Genomic DNA, 22,037 nt, shown 5'->3' with positions numbered 1-22,037 from the left:
TTTTTGGGTAGAAGCCTACCCGCTAACGCATAACCTACAAACTTGCTACGCTATGATACAGGACAACCTCGCTAAAATCACCTTTACCCCCGACGAGGTGGCGGCACTCGACGGTGCGCTGGCCACCATCGAGCAGGTGCTCGAAAAAAAGATGGTAAGCCTTACCCCCAAGCAGCGCAGGCAGTACAGCCGCGTGAGGTACAACATGGAGAATTGGGTGAACAAGGCCACTGGCTACATCGCCAACAACGCGGAGCTGACCCCCTCGTTTGTTGATGTCGGGCAGCTGCGGCTCGACATGGAGACTCACCTGATGCTAAACCCTCGTATCGATAAGATGGAGGTACTCCTTCAAGGGATTAAGGATACTAACCTGCTGTTGGGTTCCGACATCTACAACGCCTGCATCTCCTTCTACCGCTCGGTTAAGCTGGCCTCTTTGGGCAATACCCCTAGCGCCTCGGCTATTTACGACGACCTAAAGAAGCAGTTCTCGGGTGGCCGTAAGAAGGCTGCCGAGAAGTAGCCTTGGCTTGGGGGCAGCTCTAGGCCCTGCTTTGGGTGGTTGGGTACGCCGCCGAGGGCGTTCTTCCGTATCTCCGCTACCGTTAAAATCCATCTCGAAGCATCCTTAAGGTATCTCCAATATACCTTTGAGGTATCTTTGATATACCCTTAATGTATATCGGATATACGTTCGATGTATTGTTGATATACCTTTGAGGTATCTTTGATATACCATCAATGTATATCGGATATACCTTCGATGTATCTTTAATATACCCATAATGTATATCTGATATACGTTCGATGTATTGTTGATATACCCTTAATGTATATCAAAGATACGTTTGAGGCATTATTGATGTACATCATGGGGGACCGATATACGGTCGAGGCATCTTTGACATGCCTCTAGTGCAGGTCAAAGATGCCTCGATTGTATTCCGATATACCCCAAATACATCGTCGGCTACCTGTGATGCCTAATGCTGGTGGGTAATTGGGGTAGGGGGGAAGTAAAAAGGGCTCCCGAAGGAGCCCTTAACAGAAGTTCTTATTCCGCTAGGAATGGGTATTTATAGTCGGTAGGTGGATTTAGGGTCTCCTTAATCGAGCGGGGGTTGGTCCAGCGGATCAGGTTGAGGTAGCTACCCGCCTTGTCGTTGGTTCCCGAAGCGCGTGCGCCGCCAAAGGGCTGCTGTCCCACAACGGCACCGGTTGGCTTATCGTTGATGTAGAAGTTGCCAGCGGCATACTTCAGCTTTTCGAAGGCCACCTCGGTAGCGTAGCGGTCGTTCGAGAAGATCGATCCGGTTAGCGCGTAGGGCGAGGTGGTGTCAACCAGCTCCAGCGTCTCCTCGTACTTGTCGTCCTCGTACACGTAAACGGTGAGCACCGGCCCGAAGATCTCCTCCTCGATGGTTACGAAGTGGGGATCGTTGGCCAGGATAACGGTAGGCTCAACGAAGTACCCCTTGCTCTTATCGTAGCTTCCGCCAAATACAATCTCGGCATGCTTCGTGTCGCGGGCTTTTTCGATGTAGCTGGTGATGGAGTCGAAGGCCGCCTCGTCGATAACCGCGTTGACGTAGTTGCTGAAGCTGCGCACATCGCCCACCTTGATCTCGGTCAGCATTTCGCCGATGCTATCCTTAACGGCATACCACAGCGACTTAGGCAGGTAGGCGCGCGATGCGGCCGAGCACTTCTGCCCCTGGTACTCGAATGATCCACGAACCAGCGCAACGGCCACCTGCTGTGTGTCGGCCGATGGATGAACCATCACGAAGTCCTTGCCTCCAGTTTCGCCAACAATCTTGGGGTACGAGCGGTAGTGAGGCAGATTCTTGGCAATCTCCGACCAGAAGGTGTTGAACGTCGAGGTAGAACCCGTAAAGTGAACCCCAGCAAACTCGCGGTGGGCGAAGATCTCCTTGCCAATAACCGACCCCTTTCCGGGGATGAAGTTGATGATGCCATCGGGCAGCCCAGCCTCCTTATAGATCTGCATCAGGTAGTAGTTGGATAGGATGGCGGTGGTAGCCGGCTTCCAAACCACGGCATTACCCATAATAGCTGGCGACATGCACAGGTTGGAGGCAATGGCGGTAAAGTTGAATGGGGTAACCGCAAACACGAACCCCTCCAGCGGGCGGTACTCCATGCGGTTGATCACGTCGGTGGTCGGCGACATGGGCTGGTCGGCATAGATCTGCGACATGAAGTAGGCGTTGAAGCGAAGGAAGTCGATTGTTTCGCAGGCAGAGTCGATCTCGGCCTGGAAGGCATTCTTGCTTTGGCCCAGCATGGTGGCGGCATTCATAACGGCCCTATACTTCTTGGAGATGAGTTCGGCAACGCGAAGGGCGATGGAGGCTCTATCTATCCAAGAGATTTTCTCCCATTTCTTGCGTGCCTCAAGGGCCGCTTCGATGGCCATCTTAACCTCATTTTCGCCGGCCAAGTGGTAGGTTGCCAAAACATGGTTGTGGTCGTGCGGCATAACAACCTTACCGGTGTTGCCCGTTCTGATCTCCTTGCCCCCAATTATTAGTGGAATTTCGATCTGTTGAGAAGACATCTTTTCGAGTTCGGCAACCAGCTCGCGGCGTTCTGGCGAGTTGGGCGCGTAGCTTAGAACAGGCTCGTTCTTTGGCTTCTCGAAGCTAAATACTGAACTATTCATACTGGTAGATTAAGTTTGTGTGATTTGTAAAAACCAAAGTTAAAGATTTAAAAATACCAAAGATGATTTTGCTGCTCTTTTTTTGATGGGGTGGTGGGTTACTTTATTTTGGTGTAGAGGCAGGGGGCACGTTTTTTTGCGGATGTCTCATGTTTTGCTTAGCGTTTCTTTTTCTTGTTGTCCGATGAGCGGTGAGTGAACACAAATTGTGGATAATTATGTTAATCACTCTCGGTTAGGTGGTTTTCGAAGTATACTTTTGCGGACGTTAAGTAAAAAAATAAGGCTGTATGATCGTAAAAAACCGCTTGCTAGTAGCAGTTCTTCTTGCTTTAGCCTCCGTTTCGTGTGTTAAGGAGGATTACAACATTGATAAGCTTTCCTCGTCGGTTGATGTAACCTCGTCGGTTGCGCTTCCCATTGCCAGTGGCTCTATTGCGCTAGAGCAGGTGCTGCCTAAGAGCAGCGATACCACCAAATACATCTACGTGGATGGCGATAAGCTGCTTCACTTGGTGTACAAGCAAACCTTCGATTCGCTTACGTTTAGCAAGTACGCCAACATTGTAAAGGACATGCAGGGCAGCACCTCTATCGCTGCTCCCGATGGCATTTCGTTTCCCCTGGGCACTACTAGTGGGCAAACTTCCTTTAGCTTTACGATCAGCTTAGATAGAGCCGATCAAACGTTAACTGAGGCGCTACTCGAAGGCGGATTGCTTTCCATTAGCAGCAGCGCAACTTTTTATGGGTCGTTCTCCTATACTGTCGAGTCGCAGGATGTCGTAGATGCTAATGGCGAAAATCTGAAAAGATCGTTTAACCAAAGTATGAGCTTAAGCCTTGCAGGGTGTAAGATAAAACCCTCCGGCGGCAAGCAAATTAGTTTCAAAATAACTTATGCCATTACCAAGCAGGGCAGCAGCACCACCAACGATAAGGTTACGCTATCGTTTGGGTTAAGCTCGCTTAGGATTAGCGAGCTGGTTGGCAACCTAGGGCAAATCAGCATTCCGCTTCAGAATAACTCTCTGCCGCTAGATTTTAGCGATATGGTGGATAACGTTGGCGACTTCGACATAAAGAATCCTCAGGTTAAGCTGATCTTTAGGAATCAGGCAGTACTACCATTCGCCTTTTCGCATAGCGGAGTAATGGCAACCAAGGATGGTCAAGCCTACAGAATTACAGGGCTCCCCTCACCAATAAATATATACTCGCCCACATATGGTGTCGAGAAGGTGAGGCTTAGCGAGGCAGCCATAGATCCAAGCTCAAACTTGGTGAGTGTTCTTGCAAAGTTCCCTCAGAAGCTAAACTTTAACGGGAGTTTGGTTGCAAACCCAAGCAGCCTTCCCGCGGTGACAAACAGAATAAATACTAAGGATAAGCTTTACATTGGAGCTGCTGCCGATTTGCCTCTCGATGTTAAGTTGTCGAATGTTGTTTTAAAGGATACGTCGTCGTATGACTTTTCGAGTGTTGTTAAGGATTCGAAGAGCATCGATCTGATGAAGCTGCAGTTTCAGTTCAAGAACGGTTTCCCTCTCAACCTTAAGGTTACAGCCGTAATTATTGATGCCGCAGGTAATGTTCTCGATAATGTTTTCGCAGCACCTTTTGATGTTAAGTCGGCTTCTACCCAGAATGGGAAGGTGGTTGCCGCAACCGAATCAAAGGTTGAGGTATCCTACAATCAGGCACGCATCCAGAAGTTAAAAGCTGGCGACAGAATCGTGTTCATATCAACGGCGAATACCGACGGAAATAGCACGGGGCAAACGGTTAAGCTGCTTGCCAGCTACAAGGTCGACATTAAGGTTGTAGGCTTTATTCAGGCAAACCTCAATAATCTATAGTTTAAAAATACACTGATAAAGAGATGAGAAGAGTAATACTTTCTATTATATTGCTGGTTGCTACTATTGCTGAAGTTAATGCGCAAGATAAAACCCTTTACTATATGACAAGGGTTCCCCAATCAACATTCCTTAACCCGTCAACCAATCCAGAATTTTCGACCTACGTAGGGTTTCCTGCGCTTTCGAACATTGGGATCTCCTATAATAACTCGTCGTTTTCGCTTGTAGATGTGCTAAAGAAGGGGAGCGGCTTGCAAAAGGACTCCTTGGTATTCGATGTTAACGGACTTTCGAAGAACTTGGGCAAGATGAACTTTATCCGCTTGGATAATAACATTGATTTGCTCTCTTTCGGTTTTAGGGTGAATAGCTTCTACGGGCATTTTAACATATCATCGAAAACATCTGTTGGATACAATTATCCCAAGGGGCTTGTCGATCTTAAGAATGGTAACTACGATTTCGAAACAAACCGTCCTCGAACCATCGATCTTGACGATATGGGGGTTAACGGTTTTTCGTATGTAGAGTTGGGTTTAGGTCTTTCGAAGGTGGTAAACGAGAAGTTGACAGTAGGTGCGCGCCTTAAGATCCTTAATGGCTTGGCTGCTGTAAAAACCAGCAAGTTTAAGGCGAACATTGTAACCTCCGATGATTTTTCGAAGTCAACTATAAATGTAGACGCCGAGATGTTTGTGTCGGCACCTAAGCTGTCGTTTACCCGCAATGCGGAAGGGAAAATCGACGACGTTAGCTTTGACGATGAGGGAACCAATGGTTCTAAGGATTATAAGTTTGGTTCGAACCTCGGCTTGGGAGTCGATTTTGGGGGAACCTACAAGTTCGACGATAAGTTTACATTCTACGGTAGCGTTAACGACTTTGGCTTTATCCGATGGTCGCAGAACGGCTATAAGCTGGTTTCGAAAGGTGCTTACGACTTTAATGGGGCCGACATCACCCCAGATGAAAATGGCGATGTTGACTTTGATAAGGCAATGGAGGCTATTGCAGATACGCTAAAGACAAAGTTTAAGCCAACAGATGAGAATGCTAAGTTTACTACGATGTTAAAAACGAAGGTTTACCTTGGGGCAACCTACAATGCGCTTAGCTGGTTAAACTGTGGTGCGCTTCTTCGTGGAGGTTTCTATGGTAGCTATTTCGATCCTGCACTAACGCTTTCGGCTAATGCTACACCTTTTAGGGTGCTTGCATTTACGCTTACCTATTCGATCTACAACCGAAGCATGAATAACTTTGGGGCAGGTTTGGTTGTTGGCGGAAAGCCTGTTCAGTTCTACGTGGTTGCCGACAACATTCTCTCCAGAATGGTTAACCTTAAATCGGATGATGGCTCTTCTGTGATGGTTCCGGGGTATACTCGAAGCTTTAACCTTCAGTTTGGTATTAACCTTCAGTTTGGTTCTAGGGTAAAGAAAGGCGCTCAGGCTGCTCAGTCGAAGAACTAAAAGCATTTGTCTTTTTTAAGAGCGGGAGCTGCGTTCATCGAGTTTGCTCGCATATTATACATCAACGGGATTACCTACCATGTGGGTAATCCCGTTGATCTTTTATTATAGTATTCGGATAGGCTATTCTATCGAGTATTCCACGCCAACCACCACCTTAATGCGCTTGTAGAGGTCATTCGTGCCAGAACCTCCGCCACCTTCAGCTTGTCCGGAGAGCGACTCATCCCGGTCAACAATGGAAAAGATCCCCTGGCTGGCGTGCTTCATCTTTCCCAATTTGGTTTGGCTTTCGTTGGCAAAGCGAATGGCGGCATTCTTGGCATTGACGGTTGCCTCCGACAGCATGTCGGGCTTAATATCATTGAGCTTGGTGAATACATATTTTACAGAGCTGCCGCCATACTCGTTTGCGCTGGTAAGTACTACGCCTGCTTTCAGCAGTTCGTCGGTCATTCGGCTAATCTTTTGGATGTTTTCGACGTTGGTGGATCGAACCTGAATGGTCTTGTCAATAAGGTAGCGGAATCCACTTGCCTCGTTATAGTTGCTATACTCCTGTGCCTTTCGGTCGTTAACCACTAGATCCTTTTGAACGATCTCACTTGGCTTAACTCCATTTTTAAGCAGGAAGTTAACCACCTTGATCTTCGCCTCATCAATCGATCGGCTTCCCAACGCGAGGTCGTTTCCTGCAACGCGAGTCTTTATCGACCAAACTGAGAAGTCTGCCTTTACCTCACGTTCGGCAAAGCCTTTAACCGAGATGGTGCGATCTTCCTTCCGAAAGCGCTGAATGGAGCTGCCCAAGAGTATGGCTTGAAGTCCTAGCCCAACCACAATGGCTGCGCCGATAATAATGCTGGTTCGTTTTTCCATAATACCTTACATTTTTAAATTACACTGAGCGTTTAGCAATGCTGCATCTTAACACAAATTTAGTGCCAATGGTTCGTTGCCACGATGAAGAAGTATAGTTGGTGAAGAAAAGACATGTTAGCGATTCTCCTTAACAAAGAAAAAGAAGTAGGCAGCAACAATCGCTGCGGCAATGCCCGTAACAATAAAGGTGGTACTTGCCCCAAACCTAAACCAAATTAGTCCGGCTAAGGAACTTGCCAACATCGTACAGACGCTCTGAAATCCGGTGAAGGTGCCAATAGCCGTTGCTGTATCTTTCTTGTCGGCAATGTTGGTTATCCAAGCCTTAGAGATGCCCTCGGTGGCTGCCGCGTATACGCCGTAAAGAAAAAACATGGCAGCGATGGCGTAGATGTGGGTAAAGTACCCCATCCCTAGGTAGGTTGCTGCGAATATAAAAAGACCAATAACAAGTACCCGCTTTAGCCCAACCTTGTCGGCAAGTATGCCAGCCGGAAAGCTGAATAGCGCGTAGACTAGGTTGTAAAAAATGTAGATTCCTATTACGGCGGTGTCGCTTAGCCCAGCCTGCTTTGCTTTGAGCAGCAGAAACACGTCGGAGCTGTTGAATAGCGTAAAGATTAGAAGCCCAACCACGACCTTTCGGTAGAGTACTGGGCTTGTCTTCCAGTAACCAAGAAACGAAAAGAAGGAGGTAGATCTTTTACTTTCATTTGTTATGCTGCCTTTATGCCTTTCGGTAAGGAAAAAGGTGGCGGCTATGGCAATCAACCCAGGTATAAATGCAATGAAGAATAGGGTTTTGTAGCTCTCGGGGTGGAGGTAGAGGAAGAGCAACGCTAGCGATGGTCCCAGCACTGCACCCAGCGTGTCCATCGAGCGATGAAAACCGAAGACCTTTCCTTTGTTCTCAGGGGTGGCTTCGTCTGACAAGATGGCGTCGCGGGCTCCTGTACGAATTCCCTTTCCGAGGCGATCGGTTGTGCGGGCGAAGAAAACCCAAAGCGGGAAGATGAACATCGCCATCATGGGCTTGGAGATGGCGCTTAGCGCGTAGCCTATCCGAACAAACGGGACGCGCCTGCCGCTGATGTCGGAGAGTTTGCCGAAGTACCCCTTGCTCAGCCCAGCGGTAGCCTCGGCCATTCCCTCAAGGATGCCTATCAGCACCACCGAAAAACCAATCGACCTTAGGTAGAACGGCATGATGGGGTACAGCATCTCGCTGGCGGTATCGGTAAAGAGGCTTACAAGCGATAGTATCCAGATGGTGCGGGTGATGGATTTCATCTCTTTTATAATCCTTAAGGTTTCTTTCCTGTTTTTTCTCGAAAATTGGGATCCCTATAGAAACAGTGTAAGTTGTATTCTTGTTTTACAAGTGTGCATTTGGCGGATATGGGAAGTCGTTGGCATAAGACTTCCTAATTGGGGGCGTTTGCAATTTGTAGGTTAGGAATAGCAGACGCAATAGATATCCGCGAATGTCGTACTAGCATGTGCTGAGATGCATTTGTCTTTACGTTCCCGATTATATAGAAATGGGTTATACTACAAGATTATTCGTGTTTTTTGTAATCATTCTATTGGCCAGTTCTGCTTTTGGGCAGGTGCGTACCGATGGAATTGTGGTTGATGCCCAAACACAAAAGCCTATTGCTGGTGTAGCCATACATGTTGATGGTGGAGAAACTTGCATCAGCGATTCTTTGGGCAAGTTTTATTTCTCTGTTTCGGGGAAAACTGCAGTGACGTTGTTTTTTGCCCACATTGCCTATAAACCCCAAGTGTTTGCGAATGTCAAAACAGGCGGCACCTTGCCGGTGTTTAGCTTGACATCAAGGACGTACGATTTAACGGAGATAACAATAGCAGGTGTTGTCCCAGAACGGAAGGGAACGAATTTGGGGTTAAGCTCCATTGATATCAAGCAGGCCATTCCTGTACTAGGGGAGGCCAATGTTGTCCTCACGCTTCAGCAAAAGGCTGGAGTGGCGCATGCCCACGAGATTAATCCAGGACTTTTTGTGCGGGGGCTGTCGAGCTCGCAGAATAAGGTATTCCTCAATGGGGCCCCCATATTCAACTCGAACCATACGCTTGGAATTTTCCCCTCGATAAATGCGAAAGCGTTGAGCAAGGTTGAACTGCTGAATGATGATGTTCATCCTAAGTATGGCGATTTTTTATCGGCTTGCTTGATTATGGAGGGCAATAGTCAGGTGGCCGATAGCAGCGAGCTGATGCTTGGGATTGGCGGGCTTACCTCGCATGTTTACAGTCGAGCACCTACTGTTAAGGGAAAGATGTCGTATATGGTGGCTGCTCGCCGATCGTACTTCGACCTTGTTGCTAACTACTACAACCGAAAGTATGGCAACGAGAGCGGGAGCAATAGGTTGCCAGACTACAGGCTTTACGATATTAATGGTTCTATTGTCATTCAGCCAACCAAAGAAGATAAGATTGTAGTAACCGGCTACTACTCGGATGATAAGCTGAAGCAAGAGAGGTTTGGTGTTGTTGATCTGGTTTGGGGAAATACGATGGCAACCCTCAGCTGGGAGAAGAAACTGACGGATGCTTTTACCATTAAGCTCAGCGTCGACGATTGCCATTACAACACTACCATGAAGCTGCTTAAGGTTGAACGGAATCAGGTCGTTAATCGTATAGGCCGACATCATTTCAACCTAGATGGGGTATACCGGGTAGGCAAGGACTTGCAGTTTGATGCAGGTGTTTTTGCGGCTCACATGCAAACGGCAATAAGCAACAACTCTAGGGAGTTTAACGGGAACGAGTCGGTTTTAGATAGCATGGCAGGTGGCTATCGCAACTGGGGCGGGTATGCTGCCATTAACGTGTGGCCTTGGCGGCATCTTCAACTTAAAGGTGGGCTGCGGATGGAGAACTACGACCAGAGCCAGTTCTACTTCTCGCCGCGCATTTTCGTGCAGTCGCCGGTGACTTCTGCCTTAACGGTGTTTGCCGCTTTCTCGCATCGCCAGCAGTTCGATCATCTCTACGAGCCCATGGGCATCAACCTGCCCATTGATATGGTTATCCCTAGCCGCGGCAAGATTAAGCCGCAGAAGTCGCACTACTATAGCGCAGGGGTGAAGGTGCGGATGGGGGATCAGGCGCAGGTTACCGCATCGGCCTACTACTCCAAGCTGAGGAATCAGGTTGACTTTGTGAACCCCGAGCCGCTCTACCAGGGCTTCTACTATACCGTTGGACGGGGGACCTCGAGGGGGGCCGAGCTGTCGGTGTCGTATCAGGGGAACTGGTTAGGCGTTGAGGCGTCGTACTCGTTTAGTGAGTCGTTGAGGCAGTTTGCTCAGATTAACCAGGGGCGCTGGTTTCATCCTCCCTTTGACGTTACGCATAAGGTAGATTTGCTGGCAAACCTGCAGCTGAGCCGAAGGCTGAGGCTGCAGGTGGCGCAGTTCCTGCAGAGTGGAACGCGAATTACCATTCCCACCTCCATCTACGTTACTTCGGGAGGAGATTTGGTTCCCGTTTTTACCACGCGCTACAACCTTCAGCTGCCGCTGGCCCACCGGCTGGATGTGGCGCTGCACTACTCTGTGGTTCGATCGTACGGTTCGTTTAGCTGTAGCGTTGGGGTTTACAATGCCTACAACCAGGCGAATCCCTACTTTATCTACTTCGATCCTGTTCCGCTGGATAATAAGCAAAGAGCATTTGTTACAAAAAAGCGCTCGATGCTTCCAATGGTTCCCTTTATTATGATTGAATTCTTGCTATGAAATCGCGTATCCTACTTTGGGGGCTTCTGCTGCTTGCCAGCTGCCAGCTGAGCGAGGATGTGAGCGTAACGCTTCCGCCTCAGCAGCCAAATTTTGTGGTGGAGGCAATCCTGCGGCCTGGCATGCCCATGGAGCTGATGCTCCTCGAAAGTTCGCAACTGAAAGGTGTTGTAAGTCGGAGCTACGTGAAGGATGCCTTCGCCTGCTTTGTGCTTGGTGGCGACACCATCAAGCTTAAGTACCAGTTTTACACCCGGGCCGACGACAAGATGACGGTTAACTACACCAGCAAGGTGCTGCTGCCTAACAGCGAGAGCGGTCGCCTGCGGCTATACATCCGAAAGGGGGGCGATACCTTAACCGCCGAGGCCCAATTTATCAAGCCTGTTGCGATAAGGGCATGTGCGGTTGACGGTGTAAGCGTTGATGCCACCGTTGCTAACACCTTCGGGGATGATGACCGCTTCTTCCAGCTCCATGCCTACCTATACCTGCAGAAGAAGTGGATAGGGCGCTACTCCCGGATCTACGACTTGAGAGACAACCGTACGGAGGAGTTGCCGCTGCATCTGGAGGTGGAGAATATACCGCGAGACTCGGTGAAGGTGGTGGTGTGGCACATCTCGCGCCAGTACTACGAATACATCTACACGTGCATCCGCTCGCTGGAGGCGTACCACGATCTGTACACCGTCCCCACGCCAATTAAGACGAACATTTTTGGAGGAGTGGGGGTGTTTACCGTTGTAGCGGAGGATAAGCGGGCGATGAGAAGCGTTTACCCGTAGAGCGCCTGCCACGAAAAAAGGAAGCCCCTCCGCAGATCGAGGAGGAGCTTCCTTGTAGTAAAATTTTCTGCGAGGAAGAATGCTTTACATATTTAGATTGTACAGAATCTTCTGCTAAATATATAAAAAAGGGCAGCATCCCTAGAAAAGAATGCTGCCCCTGCTGCCTGAGGTTAGCTTGTCAATTATCTTACACCGCCATCCGCTTGGTGCAGGCCCTGTACCACGAGGCTAGGGTGAAGAGTACGAAGAACCCGCCTACGGTGAGCAGCTCCTTTGCGGCGAAGAGGCCGCCGTGTGCGGCTGCAATCTTTTGGTACTCCATTCCGCTTACCATTGGGTAGAAAGTGGGGATCAGGTAGGCGTACTCCCATCTGGCCACAATGGTGGTTACGATAAAGAGCGAGATGCCGATGCCCATGGATTTCACCTGATTTTTTACCTCAAAGCAGATGTAGTAGTAGACCGATAGGATGCCGAAGCTGCATACGAACACCTTGCTGAAGAGCGCAGCGCAGTGCTGCCACGGAATGGCCGCCAGGGTGAATCCGAGGTCGGGCTTGATGACGGCCAGCAGCAGCCCCGTTGCAATGGTGAGCAGCATCGTGAGCAGGTGGGCCGACAGGTTGAGCGTAAACAGCATGGCCAACTTGCTCCAGAAGATTACGTGCTTGCTGTGGGGCAGGGTGTAGGCCAGTCTCCAGGTGGTGTTCTTGTGCTCGAGGTTCAGCAGCTGGCTGGCGAGCAGAATCAGGTACATCGGCAGGAACACCATGGCCGCGCTATTCCATATTTGGGTGATGAAGGGCAGCCAAGGATCTACCTTCGGGGAAAGCATCAGGTGCCCCTTGAAGTAGAAGGCCAGAAGGTAGATGAACAGGATGAATACGGGGCCAAGGTAGGTCAGCCAGTAGGCGGCCGTCCCCCTCGACTTGATGGTTTCGGCCTTAAACGCAGCGCCGAATTGCTGTAGTGCGGTTCTCATTGTTGATCGGTTTTTAGATTTGCGGCAAACGATTTGAGTTGTGCAAGATTACATGCTCAAGGCATTTTGCATCTAATGTCTTGATAATTGCGTCTATTTACTATCCTCGAATAGCTTCATGTACATCTCCTCGAGGGTTTGGTGCTCCTTGTGGATGCCGAATACCTCCACGCCCTTGGCGACCAGCCGATGGTTGCAGCGGGCAATTTCCTGGTCGGTGGCGTACTCAAATCCCACCTTAATGGAGCCATTCTGCCGGATCTCCAGAGGCCTTTCGAGCACGCTACTGATGCCCTCGACGCTGCCCACGGTAAACCATACCCGCTTTTGGGTGGCAATGCGCTCTGTGAGCTGCTCGATGGGGCCCTCGAACACCGCCTGCCCTTGGTTGATGATGGAGAGGTGGGTGCATAGCTTCTCTACCTCCGATAGCAGGTGGCTGGAAACGAAGATGGTGGTGCCCAGCTGCTGGTTGATGCGGATCAGCAGTTCGCGGATCTCGATGATGCCGTTGGGGTCGAGCCCGTTCGATGGCTCGTCGAGCACCAGCAGCTCGGGCTTGGGCAGCAGCGCCATGGCTAGGGCTAGCCGCTGCTTCATCCCCAGCGAGAACTCCGACACCTTTAGCCTCTTTGTGGCGCTGAGGCCAACCAGCTGCAGCGCCTCGTCGATGCTCGCCTTGGGCAGGTCGTGGGCCAGGCGGACTACCTCCAGATTGTTGTAGGCCGTAAGGTGCTCGTAAAAGGTGGGCATGTCGATTAGCGACCCGATGCGCGAGAGGATCGGAATTCTGGCCGTGCTGTACTGCTGCCCAAAGAGGGTTACTTCGCCCTCCTGCGCCTTAAGCAGGCCCATTACGATGCGGATGGTGGTACTTTTCCCCGAGCCGTTGGGCCCTAAGAATCCGTAGATGCTTCCCTGCGGAATGCGCAGCGAGAAGCGGTTGAGCACCTTCACCCCGTTGGGGTAGGCGAACGTTGCGTTGGTTAACTCTACAATTGGTTGCATACTTTATCGACGTTTAATTTTAAACTCTAGATCCCAGATTGCTGTAAGGCTTTGCTCGATGGTTGCCCTACAAATCCATCGCAAACATCACGCTTTGCCAGCGGCTCTTCAACTTTATTCGATAAATGAGTAGGATGGTGCGGCAAACGGCTAAAAGGGTTGCTGCCTGCCGTACTTGCTTTTGTGGAGGCCGTTCGTCGCAGCGCGGTGCGCTTTTGTCGAAAAGGGAGTCTCGTTTGCCGCCATTTTCCCTTACTTTGTGTAAAAAAAGAACGGAATGGAAAAGGTGGTTCACTTTGCCCGGCAGCATGGTTTGGTTGTAGCAGCTCACCTGCTGATGATGACGCTGCTGCTAATCGTAAGCTCGTTCCAAAAGTTTGTGCTGCTATTTGCTGTCAGCACCATTATTCCCATATACTTTAACCACTTTACGCTTATCCCACGCTTGCTCAATCGGCGCCAGCTGTGGCGTTACATCGGCAATATTGTGCTGATGCTGGTGGTCTACTATGCGCTAATTTACCTGGTGATTGCGACCTCCTTCCACCTGGGGGAAACGTTCGGGGTGAATAAGTATCGCCCACAAGGGTACTTCGATAATATGTTCTTTGGAATGACCTCGTCGCTAACGATGCTGCTGATTATTGTAGGTTTGGTTACCTCGATAATTCGGCTGCTGGCCGATTCGATGGCCGTATGCGAGATGCGGGAGCGGCTCTCCTCCATTGAGAGCGAGAAGGTGGCCGCCGAGCTTACCGGGCTCAAGTCGCAGATCAACCCGCACTTTTTCTTCAATGCGCTCAATAGCATCTACGCGCTATCGCTGGATGCCTCGCCGCAAACCCCCGCCTACATCCTTAAGATCTCGGGGCTGATGCGCTACGTGCTCTACGAGTGCAACCAGCCCTTCGTGCCGCTGAGCAAGGAGGTCGAGTTTCTTCGGTCGTATATCGATCTGCAGGAGATTCGCCTTTCGGAGGGCAACCAGGTTCGCTTTGATGTTCGGGTTGACGACGACCAGCAGCCGGTTGCTCCGCTGCTCTTTCTTCCGCTGGTGGAGAACTGCTTCAAGCATGGGCTTTGCGGTGGTGCTAATGCTACCATTGGGGTGAGACTGCATGCCGATGGCGAATCCATCCGGTTTTATACGGAAAACCCGTGCAATCCGGCCGTCACCACCAAGGGCGATAGGGAGCGAGGTCGCATCGGCCTAAATAATGTGGCGAAGCGCCTAGAGCTGATCTATCCTGGAAGGCATGCCGTTTCGTACCAGGCAACCGATCGTATATTCACCTCCGAAATAACCATACAGCCATGAATGCTCGCTGCCTAATTGTTGATGACGAACCGCTGGCCCAGCGCGTGGTGGAAAAGTATATCGAGCAAATGCCCATGCTTACCCTCGCGGGGAAGTGCTCTTGCGCCATAGACGCCGTTCCGTACCTAAATGGTGGGGGCGTCGATCTGGTGTTCCTAGACATCAACATGCCCACCCTTACCGGGGTCGACTTTCTCCGCTCGCTTAGGAATCCTCCTTTGGTGATCATCACAACGGCCTACCCCGAGTACGCCATCGAGGGCTTTGAACTCGACGTGGTAGACTACCTCCTTAAGCCAATCCCCTTCGAGCGCTTCTTTAAGGCGGTGAATAAGGCGCTCGATCGCCTACGCCTGGGTGCCGCACCGGTGGCGTTAGCGGCGATGCCTGTCCCCGAGCCGTTATCCGCCACCGAGAATGCCGTCCTGGCCGTTAAGGCCGATAAGCGCATCTACAAGATTCCTCATAGTACAATTCTCTTTATAGAAGGGCTGGGCGACTACGTAACCATCCATACCGTCAAGGGAAAGATCACCTCGCACGATACCATGAAGCGGCTGGAGGCCGAGCTGTGCCGCCCCGATTTTCTGCGAATCCACAAGTCGTACATCATTGCCGCTGGCCGGGTGGAGTACATCGAGGGGAATGCCGTAAAGGTGGGGGAGGAGCTTATCCCAATCGGCAAGAGCTACCGCGACGAGGTGCTGCCGCTGCTAGAGGGGTAGGCAATTTTGGCCTAGCTCCGCAATAAAAGTGGCATCCGTCTCGTTTGTTACCTGTAGAACCGTTTTTTCTTATATTTGTGCAAAAGATAAAAATAGCGATGAAGAGATTATTACTTTTTTCTTTGGTAGGAATTGTTGGGATGCTAGGCGCCGGTAAGGCTCATGCCCAGCTGCACAACATGGGGCTTCAGATGTCGATTGTAAACCCCAAGGGCGACGCTAATAACAAAGGTGGGTTTAACAGCCTATACGGCGGGCTATTCTACGAGTACCGCTTTACAGGTGTTGATGTTGATAAGAACGAGCTGCGCGACCACTTCGGCCTCGAGTTCGGATTGAACTATACTGAGTTTATCAAGAAAGGAACAGAGAGTGTCCCCTCTTCGAACCAGGCTTTTTACACCTATTTTACGGAAATCAACGGGCGACCATACGCTAGTGTGAAGTCGAACAATAAGGGGGTGAACTTCTATGCTGCTCCAAAGTACTACGTAACGGTTTACCCAGAGTTGGTGGAGTTGTACGTGATGGGGAAGGTAGGGCTTCAATACCTAAATGGCGATAATACCGCAAGCGCTAAGCTTAGCAAGACGGTTAGCGCAACCAACCTGTTCTATGGTGCTTCATTGGGGCTAGAGGTAAAGCTGGGAACCGTTTTCGTTGGCGTCAACTATGGGTTTGACACCAATAGTCCCGAAAAGATAATGAAAAAGGTTGGCTACGACTTCCCTAATGCTGCACCTGGTGTAATACCTCAGTATAAGCCGTTCAACAACTACGACCTTTGGGGGAATACCGTGTTGGAGTTCAAGATTAAGGCGCTGCTCAACGCAAAGGACTAATGTAACCACTATACGAGGAGGAGGCTTTCCGCAAGGGGCCTCCTCTTCTGGTATCTGGGGGGTATTCTTTCAATCCGTGCACGCCGCTAGTCTTCCAGAGCATGCATTTGACAATTCAGAGCATGTGGCTAGACTTTCAGAGCGTGCATTTGGCAATTCAGAACGTGTGGCTAGACTTTCAGAGCGTGCATTTGGCAATTCAGAACGTGTGGCTAGACTTCCAGAGCATGCATTTGGCAATTCCGAGCATGTGGCTAGTCTTTCCGAGCATGCATTTGGCGATTTAGAACATGTGGCTAGACATTCAGAGTGTGCATTTAGCAATTCAGAACGTGTGGCTAGACTTCCCGAGCATGCATTTGGCAATTTAGAACATGCGGCTAAACATTCATAGAGTGCATTTGGCAGCTCCGCATGCTACATGCCGCAAATAACATCTTTCGCCTCACGGATAGAGGAAACCTCGCGGAACTTGGGGCTCTCTACCTTAACGTCCACCTTGTCGAGGCTCCAGTGGGTGTGGAAGGGGATGTGAATGCCGTAGCCGCCGAGCTTGAGTACCGGAATGATGTCCGATTTGAGCGAGTTGCCCACGATCAGAAACTCCTCGGGCTGCACGTCGAGGTGGTTGAGCAGCTTGCTGTAGTCCTCGGGAGCCTTTTCCGACATGATTTCAACGTGGTGGAAGTATCCTTCCAGGCCCGACTTGCGCAGCTTGCGCTCCTGGTCGAGCAGGTCGCCCTTGGTGGCAACCACCAGGCGGTATTGGTCGTAGAGCGCCTTTAGGGTTTCCTCAACGCCGTCAATTAGCTCCACGTCGTGGTCCAGCTGCTCACGGCCCAGCTCGATGATGCGGGCGATGACTTTAGATTCGAGCGACCCGTTGGAGATGCGCAGAGCCGTCTCCATCATCGATAGGGTGAAGGCCTTTACGCCGTAGCCGTATAGGGCAATGTTGTTTGCTTCGGTAGTAAGCAGCTCGCGCTCTATCTCGTGCGGTTCCAGCAGGTGGTCGAGTAGCCCAAAAAACTTCATCTCAGTTTCCCGAAAGTAGGGCTCGTTAACCCACAGCGTATCGTCGGCATCAAAGGCGATTACTTTTAGCGGCATGAATTTTAGATTTTGCCGTAAAGGTAGGAAAAAGCGGGGTAGAGAGCAGGGTGTTTTTGGAGGTCTAGCAGCATTCAAGGCGGTTTGGCCTAAAGAAATCTTCGTTCGCTGGCCTTCGAAGCTCCCGGTTCGCTTCTTTCGGTAATGGCGAACTGCTTAGAATTCCTATCTTTGCACAAAAATAAGCAGTATGCAGGTAAAGAGTGCCATCTTTGTAAAGAGCGCCGAAAAGGCTTCGCAATGCCCCCCACAAACCCTCCCAGAGTTTGCCTTTATTGGGCGGTCGAATGTCGGAAAGTCGTCGCTAATCAACTACGTAGCCAACCAGAAGGGACTGGCCAAGGTGTCGGGCACGCCAGGTAAGACTAGGCTCATCAACTACTTTTTGATTAACGGAGGCTGGCACTTGGTAGACCTTCCGGGGTACGGCTACGCCAAGGCATCGAAGAGCGTTAAGCAGGGCTTCTCGGACATCATCACCGCCTACTTGGAGGCTCGCGATGAGCTAACCTGCCTTTTCGTGCTGATCGACTCGCGGCTCGAGCCTCAGAAGGTCGACCTCGATTTCATCACGCTTTTAGGAACCCACGGTATTCCGTTTGCCCTGGTGTTCACCAAAACCGATAAGATTGGGGTGGAGGTGCTAAAGGATAACGTGTCGCAGTATGCCAATACGCTGCTTCAAAGCTGGGAGGAGCTACCACCGATGTTCTACACGTCGAGCTCTAAGCGTAAGGGGGGCGATGAGTTGCTGGCCTATATCGATGAGTGCATAGAACTTGTTAACACAAATAAGTAGCATCGGTCGCAAATTTTGCGCTCATTTTATACCTTTGCGCTGTCAAATTAAATACCACGACATAATCACCCTCCAATGGCCCAAAAGCATACGATTAAGTTCTTCGCCGGAAGAAACTCACGTTATCTAGCCGAAAAGATTGCCAAAAGCTTCGGAATAGATCTGGGAAAATCTACCGTCACTGACTTTAGCGATGGCGAATTCCAACCATCCCTCGACGAGAGCGTCAGAGGGTGCACCGTGTTCATTATTCAATCTACTTTTCCTCCAACCGACAACTTATTCGAGCTGTTCCTGATGATTGACGCTGCAAAGCGTGCTTCGGCACACCGCGTGGTGGCGGTAATGCCTTACTTCGGTTGGGCTCGTCAGGATCGTAAGGATAAGCCTCGCGTTTCGATTGGGGCCAAGCTGGTGGCCAACCTGCTTTGCGCATCTGGTGTAGATCGTATAATGACGATGGACCTGCACGCCGATCAAATTCAGGGCTTCTTTGATGTTCCTGTTGATCATCTTTATGCCAGCTCGATTTTTGTGCCTTACCTCAAGGCGCTCAACCTCGATGATCTTGCGGTTGCTGCACCCGATATGGGCGGAGCAAAGCGTGCGCATGCCTACTCGCGCTTCATGGATGCCTCTATGGTTATCTGCCACAAGCAGCGCGAAAAGGCCAACGTTGTAGGCCACATGACCGCGATTGGCGACGTGAAGGGTAAGAATGTGATCATCTTCGACGACATGATTGATACCGCAGGTACCATTACCATGGCTGCCGATATGATGATGAGCATGGGGGCAAAGAGCGTTCGTGCCGTAGTAACCCATGCCGTACTTTCGGGGCCTGCCTACGATCGTATCAACAAGTCGGCGCTGGTTGAGGTGTGCGTTACCGATACCATTCCGCTTCGTACCGATGTTGACACCTCGAAGATCAAGGTGCTCACCGTAGCCGACCACTTTGCCGATGTAATTGATAAGGTGTACAACTATAGGTCGATTAGCTCGACATTCATTCAGTAGTTTTTTCTATATTTGCAATCTCAAAATATCAGCCTTCTCTATTTGGTTGAAGGTGTGATGGGGAGCCGAGTTAGGCTCTGAGTAACACAATAAAACAAAGTAACATGAAAAACATCGAACTTAAGGGCGCTCTTCGTAGCGAACTTGGAAAGAAAGGTGCTAAGGACATTCGTCGTAATGCGCTTACTCCTTGCAACCTTTACGGTAATGGCGGAAACATCAACTTTACCGTAGTTGAGAAGGAACTTAAGGACATTCTGTACACTCCAAACGCTTACATTATCGACCTAAACATCGATGGTAAGAGCGAGAAGGCTGTTATCCGCGAAATTCAGTTTCACCCAGTTAGCGACAAGGTCCTTCACATCGACTTTTACCGTGTAACCGAGGATAAGCAAGTGGTAATCGAGATTCCCGTTAAGCTTAACGGTAGCTCGGAAGGTGTTAAGCAAGGTGGTAAGCTAACTCTTACAACTCGTAAGATTAAGGTTTCGGCTTTTGTTAAGGATCTACCTGATACGCTTGATATCGACATCACCAACCTTGGCCTTGGAAAGACTGTAATGGTTGGCGAGCTAGATTATCCTAACCTTACCCTTCTTAACCCAAAGAGCACCGTGGTTTGTGCTGTTAAGATGACTCGTGCCGCTCGTGGTGCTGCTGCAGCTGCTGCTCTTGCCGCTCAACAAGCTGGTAAGAAGAAGAAATAGTAATTAACCGCTATTCGATAAAAGGCGTTAGGAGTATTATCCCCTAACGCCTTTCTTCTATAGTATAACTGTTATAGCGTTGAAGTACCTAATTGTTGGCCTAGGGAATATTGGCGATGAGTACGTAAATACCCGCCATAACATAGGCTTTAAGGTGGTGGAGGCCTTTGCCAAGGCGGCCGATGCAACCTTTACCACCAAGCGATACGGCGATGTGGCCGAGGCGAAGCTTAAGGGGCGAACGTACATCCTGCTGAAACCATCGACCTACATGAACCTGAGCGGAAAGGCCGTGAGCTACTGGATGCAGGCCGAGAAGATTCCGCTCGAAAACGTGTTTGTTATTGTTGACGATCTTGCGCTGCCCATGGGCTCCATCCGCATCCGCGAAAAGGGAAGCGATGGCGGCCATAACGGACTGAAGCATATCAACGAGATACTGGGAACGCAAGCTTACGCCCGCCTGCGCTTCGGCATTGGTGATGCGTTTGCCAAGGGCAAGCAGGTGGACTACGTGCTGGGCCGCTGGACCGAGGAGGAGGAGAAGCTCCTTCCGGCGCTCATCGACCATAGCGTTGAGGCCATCAAGGGCTTTGGCACCATTGGGCTGGCGCGAACGATGAACTTTTACAACAAAAAGTAGCCGATATGGCAGAAGTAACCTCTGTACGAATCGACAAGTGGCTATGGTCCATCCGCGCCTTTAAGACGCGCACGGATGCGGCCGATGCCTGCAAGCTGGGGCGCGTAACCATCAACGGGGGGCAGGCCAAGGCTTCGCGCGACGTGAAGGTGAACGACATCATCGGGGTGAAGAAGATGCCCGTGGTGTACACCTTTAAGGTGCTGGCGCTTGTTGCCAACCGGCAGCCGGCCAAGAGCGTGTACCTCTACGCCGAGAACCTTACCCCCGAGGAGGAGCTCGAAAAGCTGACGATGAATCGCACCGTGATCTTCGTGCAGCGCGATAGGGGAACCGGGCGCCCAACCAAGCGCGATCGCCGCGAGATTGACGACCTAATGGAAAATTACTACTGGGGCAGGGAGGGCTCCGACGAATGAAGCTATCATCGCAAAAGCGCAAGGAGAATGTGGCGGAGTACATCCTCTTCATGTGGCAGCTCACCGACCTGCTCCGCTCGATTCAATTCGACGAGGGTCGCATCCGCGAGCTGCTGATTGATCCCCTAGGCCTGCCCGAAGCGGAGGCCGTGGCCGAGCTGCAGTGGTACCGCGACTACTGCCAGATTATCCGCGAGGAGGGCAAGGAGCAGCGCGGGTTTCCGTCCATCACCCTTTACCTTATCGGCGAGCTGCACGACTTCCACCAGCGCCTGCTAAAGGAGCCCGGCGAGGATACCTACCGCATGCTGACCTTTAACGCCACACCGGCCCTTGTCTCCTTCAGGGAGAAGGTGCCCCAGCCGCTGGCCAACGACATGGAGTACTGCTTCTACGCGCTCTACTCCAAGCTGCTCTTGGGCATGCAGAAGCAGGAGATCTCGCAGCAAACGGCCGAATCGTTTGCCGAAATCGCCAAAATGGTGGGCTACCTGGCCAAAAAGTTTGGCCAGTTCGAAAGAGGGGAGTTCTCGTTTAAGGAAGATTAGTCTCTTTGAGGATGTTTTTTGCTACTGTTGCCGCTAGGTAGTAGAATTGCTAAGGATTTTCTGCTATTGTTGCTGCAATATTGTAGAATTGCTAAGGATTTTCTACTACTGTTGCTGCAATATTGTAGAATTACTAATGCTTTTCTACTACTGTTGTTGCAATGTAGTAGAATTACAAAGGTGTTTCTGCTATTGTTGCTGCAATGTTGTAGAATTACAGCTGCTTTTCCACTACCGAGCACGTAATTACGAGCTTCAAAAGATAAGGACCAAAAAAAAAGCGCGGGCTACCCGGAAGGTGGCTCGCGCTTTTCTTTTATCTTTTATGATGTGAAGCTGGGCTAGGCGTCTACCCCTAGGAGCTGCTTCAGCACAAATCCGAGAAGGAACGAGAATCCGGCCACCGAGATGCTGATGATGGCCATTTCGAGGAAGCGCTTC

At 50.5% G+C, this 22,037-nt stretch carries 20 protein-coding genes; 14 read left to right on the top strand and 6 right to left on the bottom strand.

Annotation, left to right across the window (positions count from 1 at the left end; translation table 11 throughout):
• The first annotated feature begins 52 nt into the window (after positions 1-52).
• Entirely contained in the window at positions 53-526 is a 474-nt protein-coding gene (locus tag ACHZA1_RS03900; protein WP_320053926.1) for a hypothetical protein, read from the top strand.
• Positions 527-1,057: 531 nt separating this feature from the next.
• Here ACHZA1_RS03900 and pruA read toward each other — a convergent pair.
• A complete protein-coding gene (gene pruA, locus ACHZA1_RS03895) occupies positions 1,058-2,689 on the bottom strand; it encodes an L-glutamate gamma-semialdehyde dehydrogenase (RefSeq protein ID WP_320053925.1) in 1,632 nt (543 codons plus the stop codon).
• A 290-nt stretch (positions 2,690-2,979) separates the two neighbouring features.
• Here pruA and ACHZA1_RS03890 point away from each other — a divergent pair, with 290 nt between their 5' ends.
• A complete protein-coding gene (locus ACHZA1_RS03890; protein ID WP_320053924.1) occupies positions 2,980-4,548 on the top strand; it encodes a hypothetical protein in 1,569 nt (522 codons plus the stop codon).
• A 23-nt stretch (positions 4,549-4,571) separates the two neighbouring features.
• Positions 4,572-6,023 carry a DUF5723 family protein gene (locus tag ACHZA1_RS03885; protein ID WP_320053923.1) on the top strand — a complete coding sequence of 484 codons (1,452 nt, stop codon included), beginning with the start codon at positions 4,572-4,574 and terminating at the stop codon, positions 6,021-6,023.
• Positions 6,024-6,146: 123 nt separating this feature from the next.
• Here the strand turns inward: ACHZA1_RS03885 and ACHZA1_RS03880 are convergent, their stop codons facing one another.
• Both ACHZA1_RS03880 and ACHZA1_RS03875 read right to left on the bottom strand, forming a co-directional pair.
• Complete coding sequence (locus ACHZA1_RS03880) at positions 6,147-6,902, bottom strand: SIMPL domain-containing protein (protein WP_320053922.1); 756 nt, start codon at positions 6,900-6,902, stop codon at positions 6,147-6,149.
• 117 nt (positions 6,903-7,019) lie between these two features.
• Positions 7,020-8,195, bottom strand: a complete 1,176-nt coding sequence (locus ACHZA1_RS03875; RefSeq protein ID WP_320053921.1) for an MFS transporter — start codon at positions 8,193-8,195, stop codon at positions 7,020-7,022.
• Between the two features lie 275 nt (positions 8,196-8,470).
• Between ACHZA1_RS03875 and ACHZA1_RS03870 the strand changes: the two genes are divergently transcribed.
• Both ACHZA1_RS03870 and ACHZA1_RS03865 read left to right on the top strand, forming a co-directional pair.
• Complete coding sequence (locus ACHZA1_RS03870; protein ID WP_320053920.1) at positions 8,471-10,681, top strand: TonB-dependent receptor domain-containing protein; 2,211 nt, start codon at positions 8,471-8,473, stop codon at positions 10,679-10,681.
• Positions 10,678-11,469, top strand: coding sequence for a DUF4249 family protein (locus tag ACHZA1_RS03865; protein ID WP_320053919.1), 792 nt, complete (start codon positions 10,678-10,680; stop codon positions 11,467-11,469). Before ACHZA1_RS03870 ends, ACHZA1_RS03865 begins: the two co-directional genes overlap by 4 nt.
• Before the next feature lie 190 nt (positions 11,470-11,659).
• On the opposite strand, the gene ACHZA1_RS03860 is transcribed toward ACHZA1_RS03865, so the two are convergent.
• Together ACHZA1_RS03860 and ACHZA1_RS03855 are read right to left on the bottom strand one after the other, a co-directional pair.
• Positions 11,660-12,454 (bottom strand): ABC transporter permease, encoded by a 795-nt coding sequence (locus ACHZA1_RS03860; protein ID WP_320053918.1) that lies wholly within the window; start codon positions 12,452-12,454, stop codon positions 11,660-11,662.
• A gap of 93 nt (positions 12,455-12,547) precedes the next feature.
• Positions 12,548-13,462: an ATP-binding cassette domain-containing protein gene (locus ACHZA1_RS03855; protein WP_320053917.1), complete on the bottom strand. Its 915-nt coding sequence runs from the start codon at positions 13,460-13,462 to the stop codon at positions 12,548-12,550.
• Between the two features lie 277 nt (positions 13,463-13,739).
• On the opposite strand from ACHZA1_RS03855, the gene ACHZA1_RS03850 reads away from it, so the two are divergent.
• The 3 genes from ACHZA1_RS03850 to ACHZA1_RS03840 all read left to right on the top strand — a co-directional run bounded on the left by ACHZA1_RS03850 (position 13,740) and on the right by ACHZA1_RS03840 (position 16,347).
• Positions 13,740-14,780, top strand: coding sequence for a sensor histidine kinase (locus tag ACHZA1_RS03850; protein ID WP_320053916.1), 1,041 nt, complete (start codon positions 13,740-13,742; stop codon positions 14,778-14,780).
• On the top strand, positions 14,777-15,505 hold the full coding sequence (locus tag ACHZA1_RS03845; RefSeq protein WP_320053915.1) for a LytTR family DNA-binding domain-containing protein: 729 nt from the start codon (positions 14,777-14,779) through the stop codon (positions 15,503-15,505). The genes ACHZA1_RS03850 and ACHZA1_RS03845 overlap by 4 nt, the downstream gene beginning before the upstream one ends.
• 98 nt (positions 15,506-15,603) lie before the next feature.
• Complete coding sequence (locus ACHZA1_RS03840) at positions 15,604-16,347, top strand: hypothetical protein (RefSeq protein WP_320053914.1); 744 nt, start codon at positions 15,604-15,606, stop codon at positions 16,345-16,347.
• A gap of 417 nt (positions 16,348-16,764) precedes the next feature.
• Here ACHZA1_RS03840 and ACHZA1_RS03835 read toward each other — a convergent pair whose 3' ends face one another.
• Positions 16,765-17,457, bottom strand: a complete 693-nt coding sequence (locus ACHZA1_RS03835) for an HAD family hydrolase (protein WP_320053913.1) — start codon at positions 17,455-17,457, stop codon at positions 16,765-16,767.
• A gap of 190 nt (positions 17,458-17,647) precedes the next feature.
• Here ACHZA1_RS03835 and yihA point away from each other — a divergent pair, with 190 nt between their 5' ends.
• The 6 genes from yihA (at position 17,648) to ACHZA1_RS03805 (ending at position 21,596) form a co-directional block, all read left to right on the top strand.
• Complete coding sequence (gene yihA, locus ACHZA1_RS03830) at positions 17,648-18,256, top strand: ribosome biogenesis GTP-binding protein YihA/YsxC (RefSeq protein ID WP_320053912.1); 609 nt, start codon at positions 17,648-17,650, stop codon at positions 18,254-18,256.
• 75 nt (positions 18,257-18,331) lie between these two features.
• Positions 18,332-19,276: a ribose-phosphate pyrophosphokinase gene (locus ACHZA1_RS03825; RefSeq protein WP_320053911.1), complete on the top strand. Its 945-nt coding sequence runs from the start codon at positions 18,332-18,334 to the stop codon at positions 19,274-19,276.
• Positions 19,277-19,380: 104 nt separating this feature from the next.
• A complete protein-coding gene (locus ACHZA1_RS03820; protein WP_320053910.1) occupies positions 19,381-19,986 on the top strand; it encodes a 50S ribosomal protein L25/general stress protein Ctc in 606 nt (201 codons plus the stop codon).
• Between the two features lie 79 nt (positions 19,987-20,065).
• On the top strand, positions 20,066-20,629 hold the full coding sequence (gene pth / locus ACHZA1_RS03815; RefSeq protein WP_320053909.1) for an aminoacyl-tRNA hydrolase: 564 nt from the start codon (positions 20,066-20,068) through the stop codon (positions 20,627-20,629).
• Positions 20,630-20,634: 5 nt separating this feature from the next.
• Positions 20,635-21,048, top strand: coding sequence for an RNA-binding S4 domain-containing protein (locus tag ACHZA1_RS03810; RefSeq protein ID WP_320053908.1), 414 nt, complete (start codon positions 20,635-20,637; stop codon positions 21,046-21,048).
• Positions 21,045-21,596 (top strand): DUF4924 family protein, encoded by a 552-nt coding sequence (locus ACHZA1_RS03805; RefSeq protein ID WP_320053907.1) that lies wholly within the window; start codon positions 21,045-21,047, stop codon positions 21,594-21,596. Before ACHZA1_RS03810 ends, ACHZA1_RS03805 begins: the two co-directional genes overlap by 4 nt.
• Positions 21,597-22,037: the final 441 nt, after the last annotated feature.

Source organism: uncultured Acetobacteroides sp. (assembly GCF_963667355.2).
In the GTDB taxonomy this organism is placed as follows: Bacteria; Bacteroidota; Bacteroidia; order Bacteroidales; family ZOR0009; genus Acetobacteroides.
This window is presented reverse-complemented; position numbering and strand designations above follow the sequence as displayed.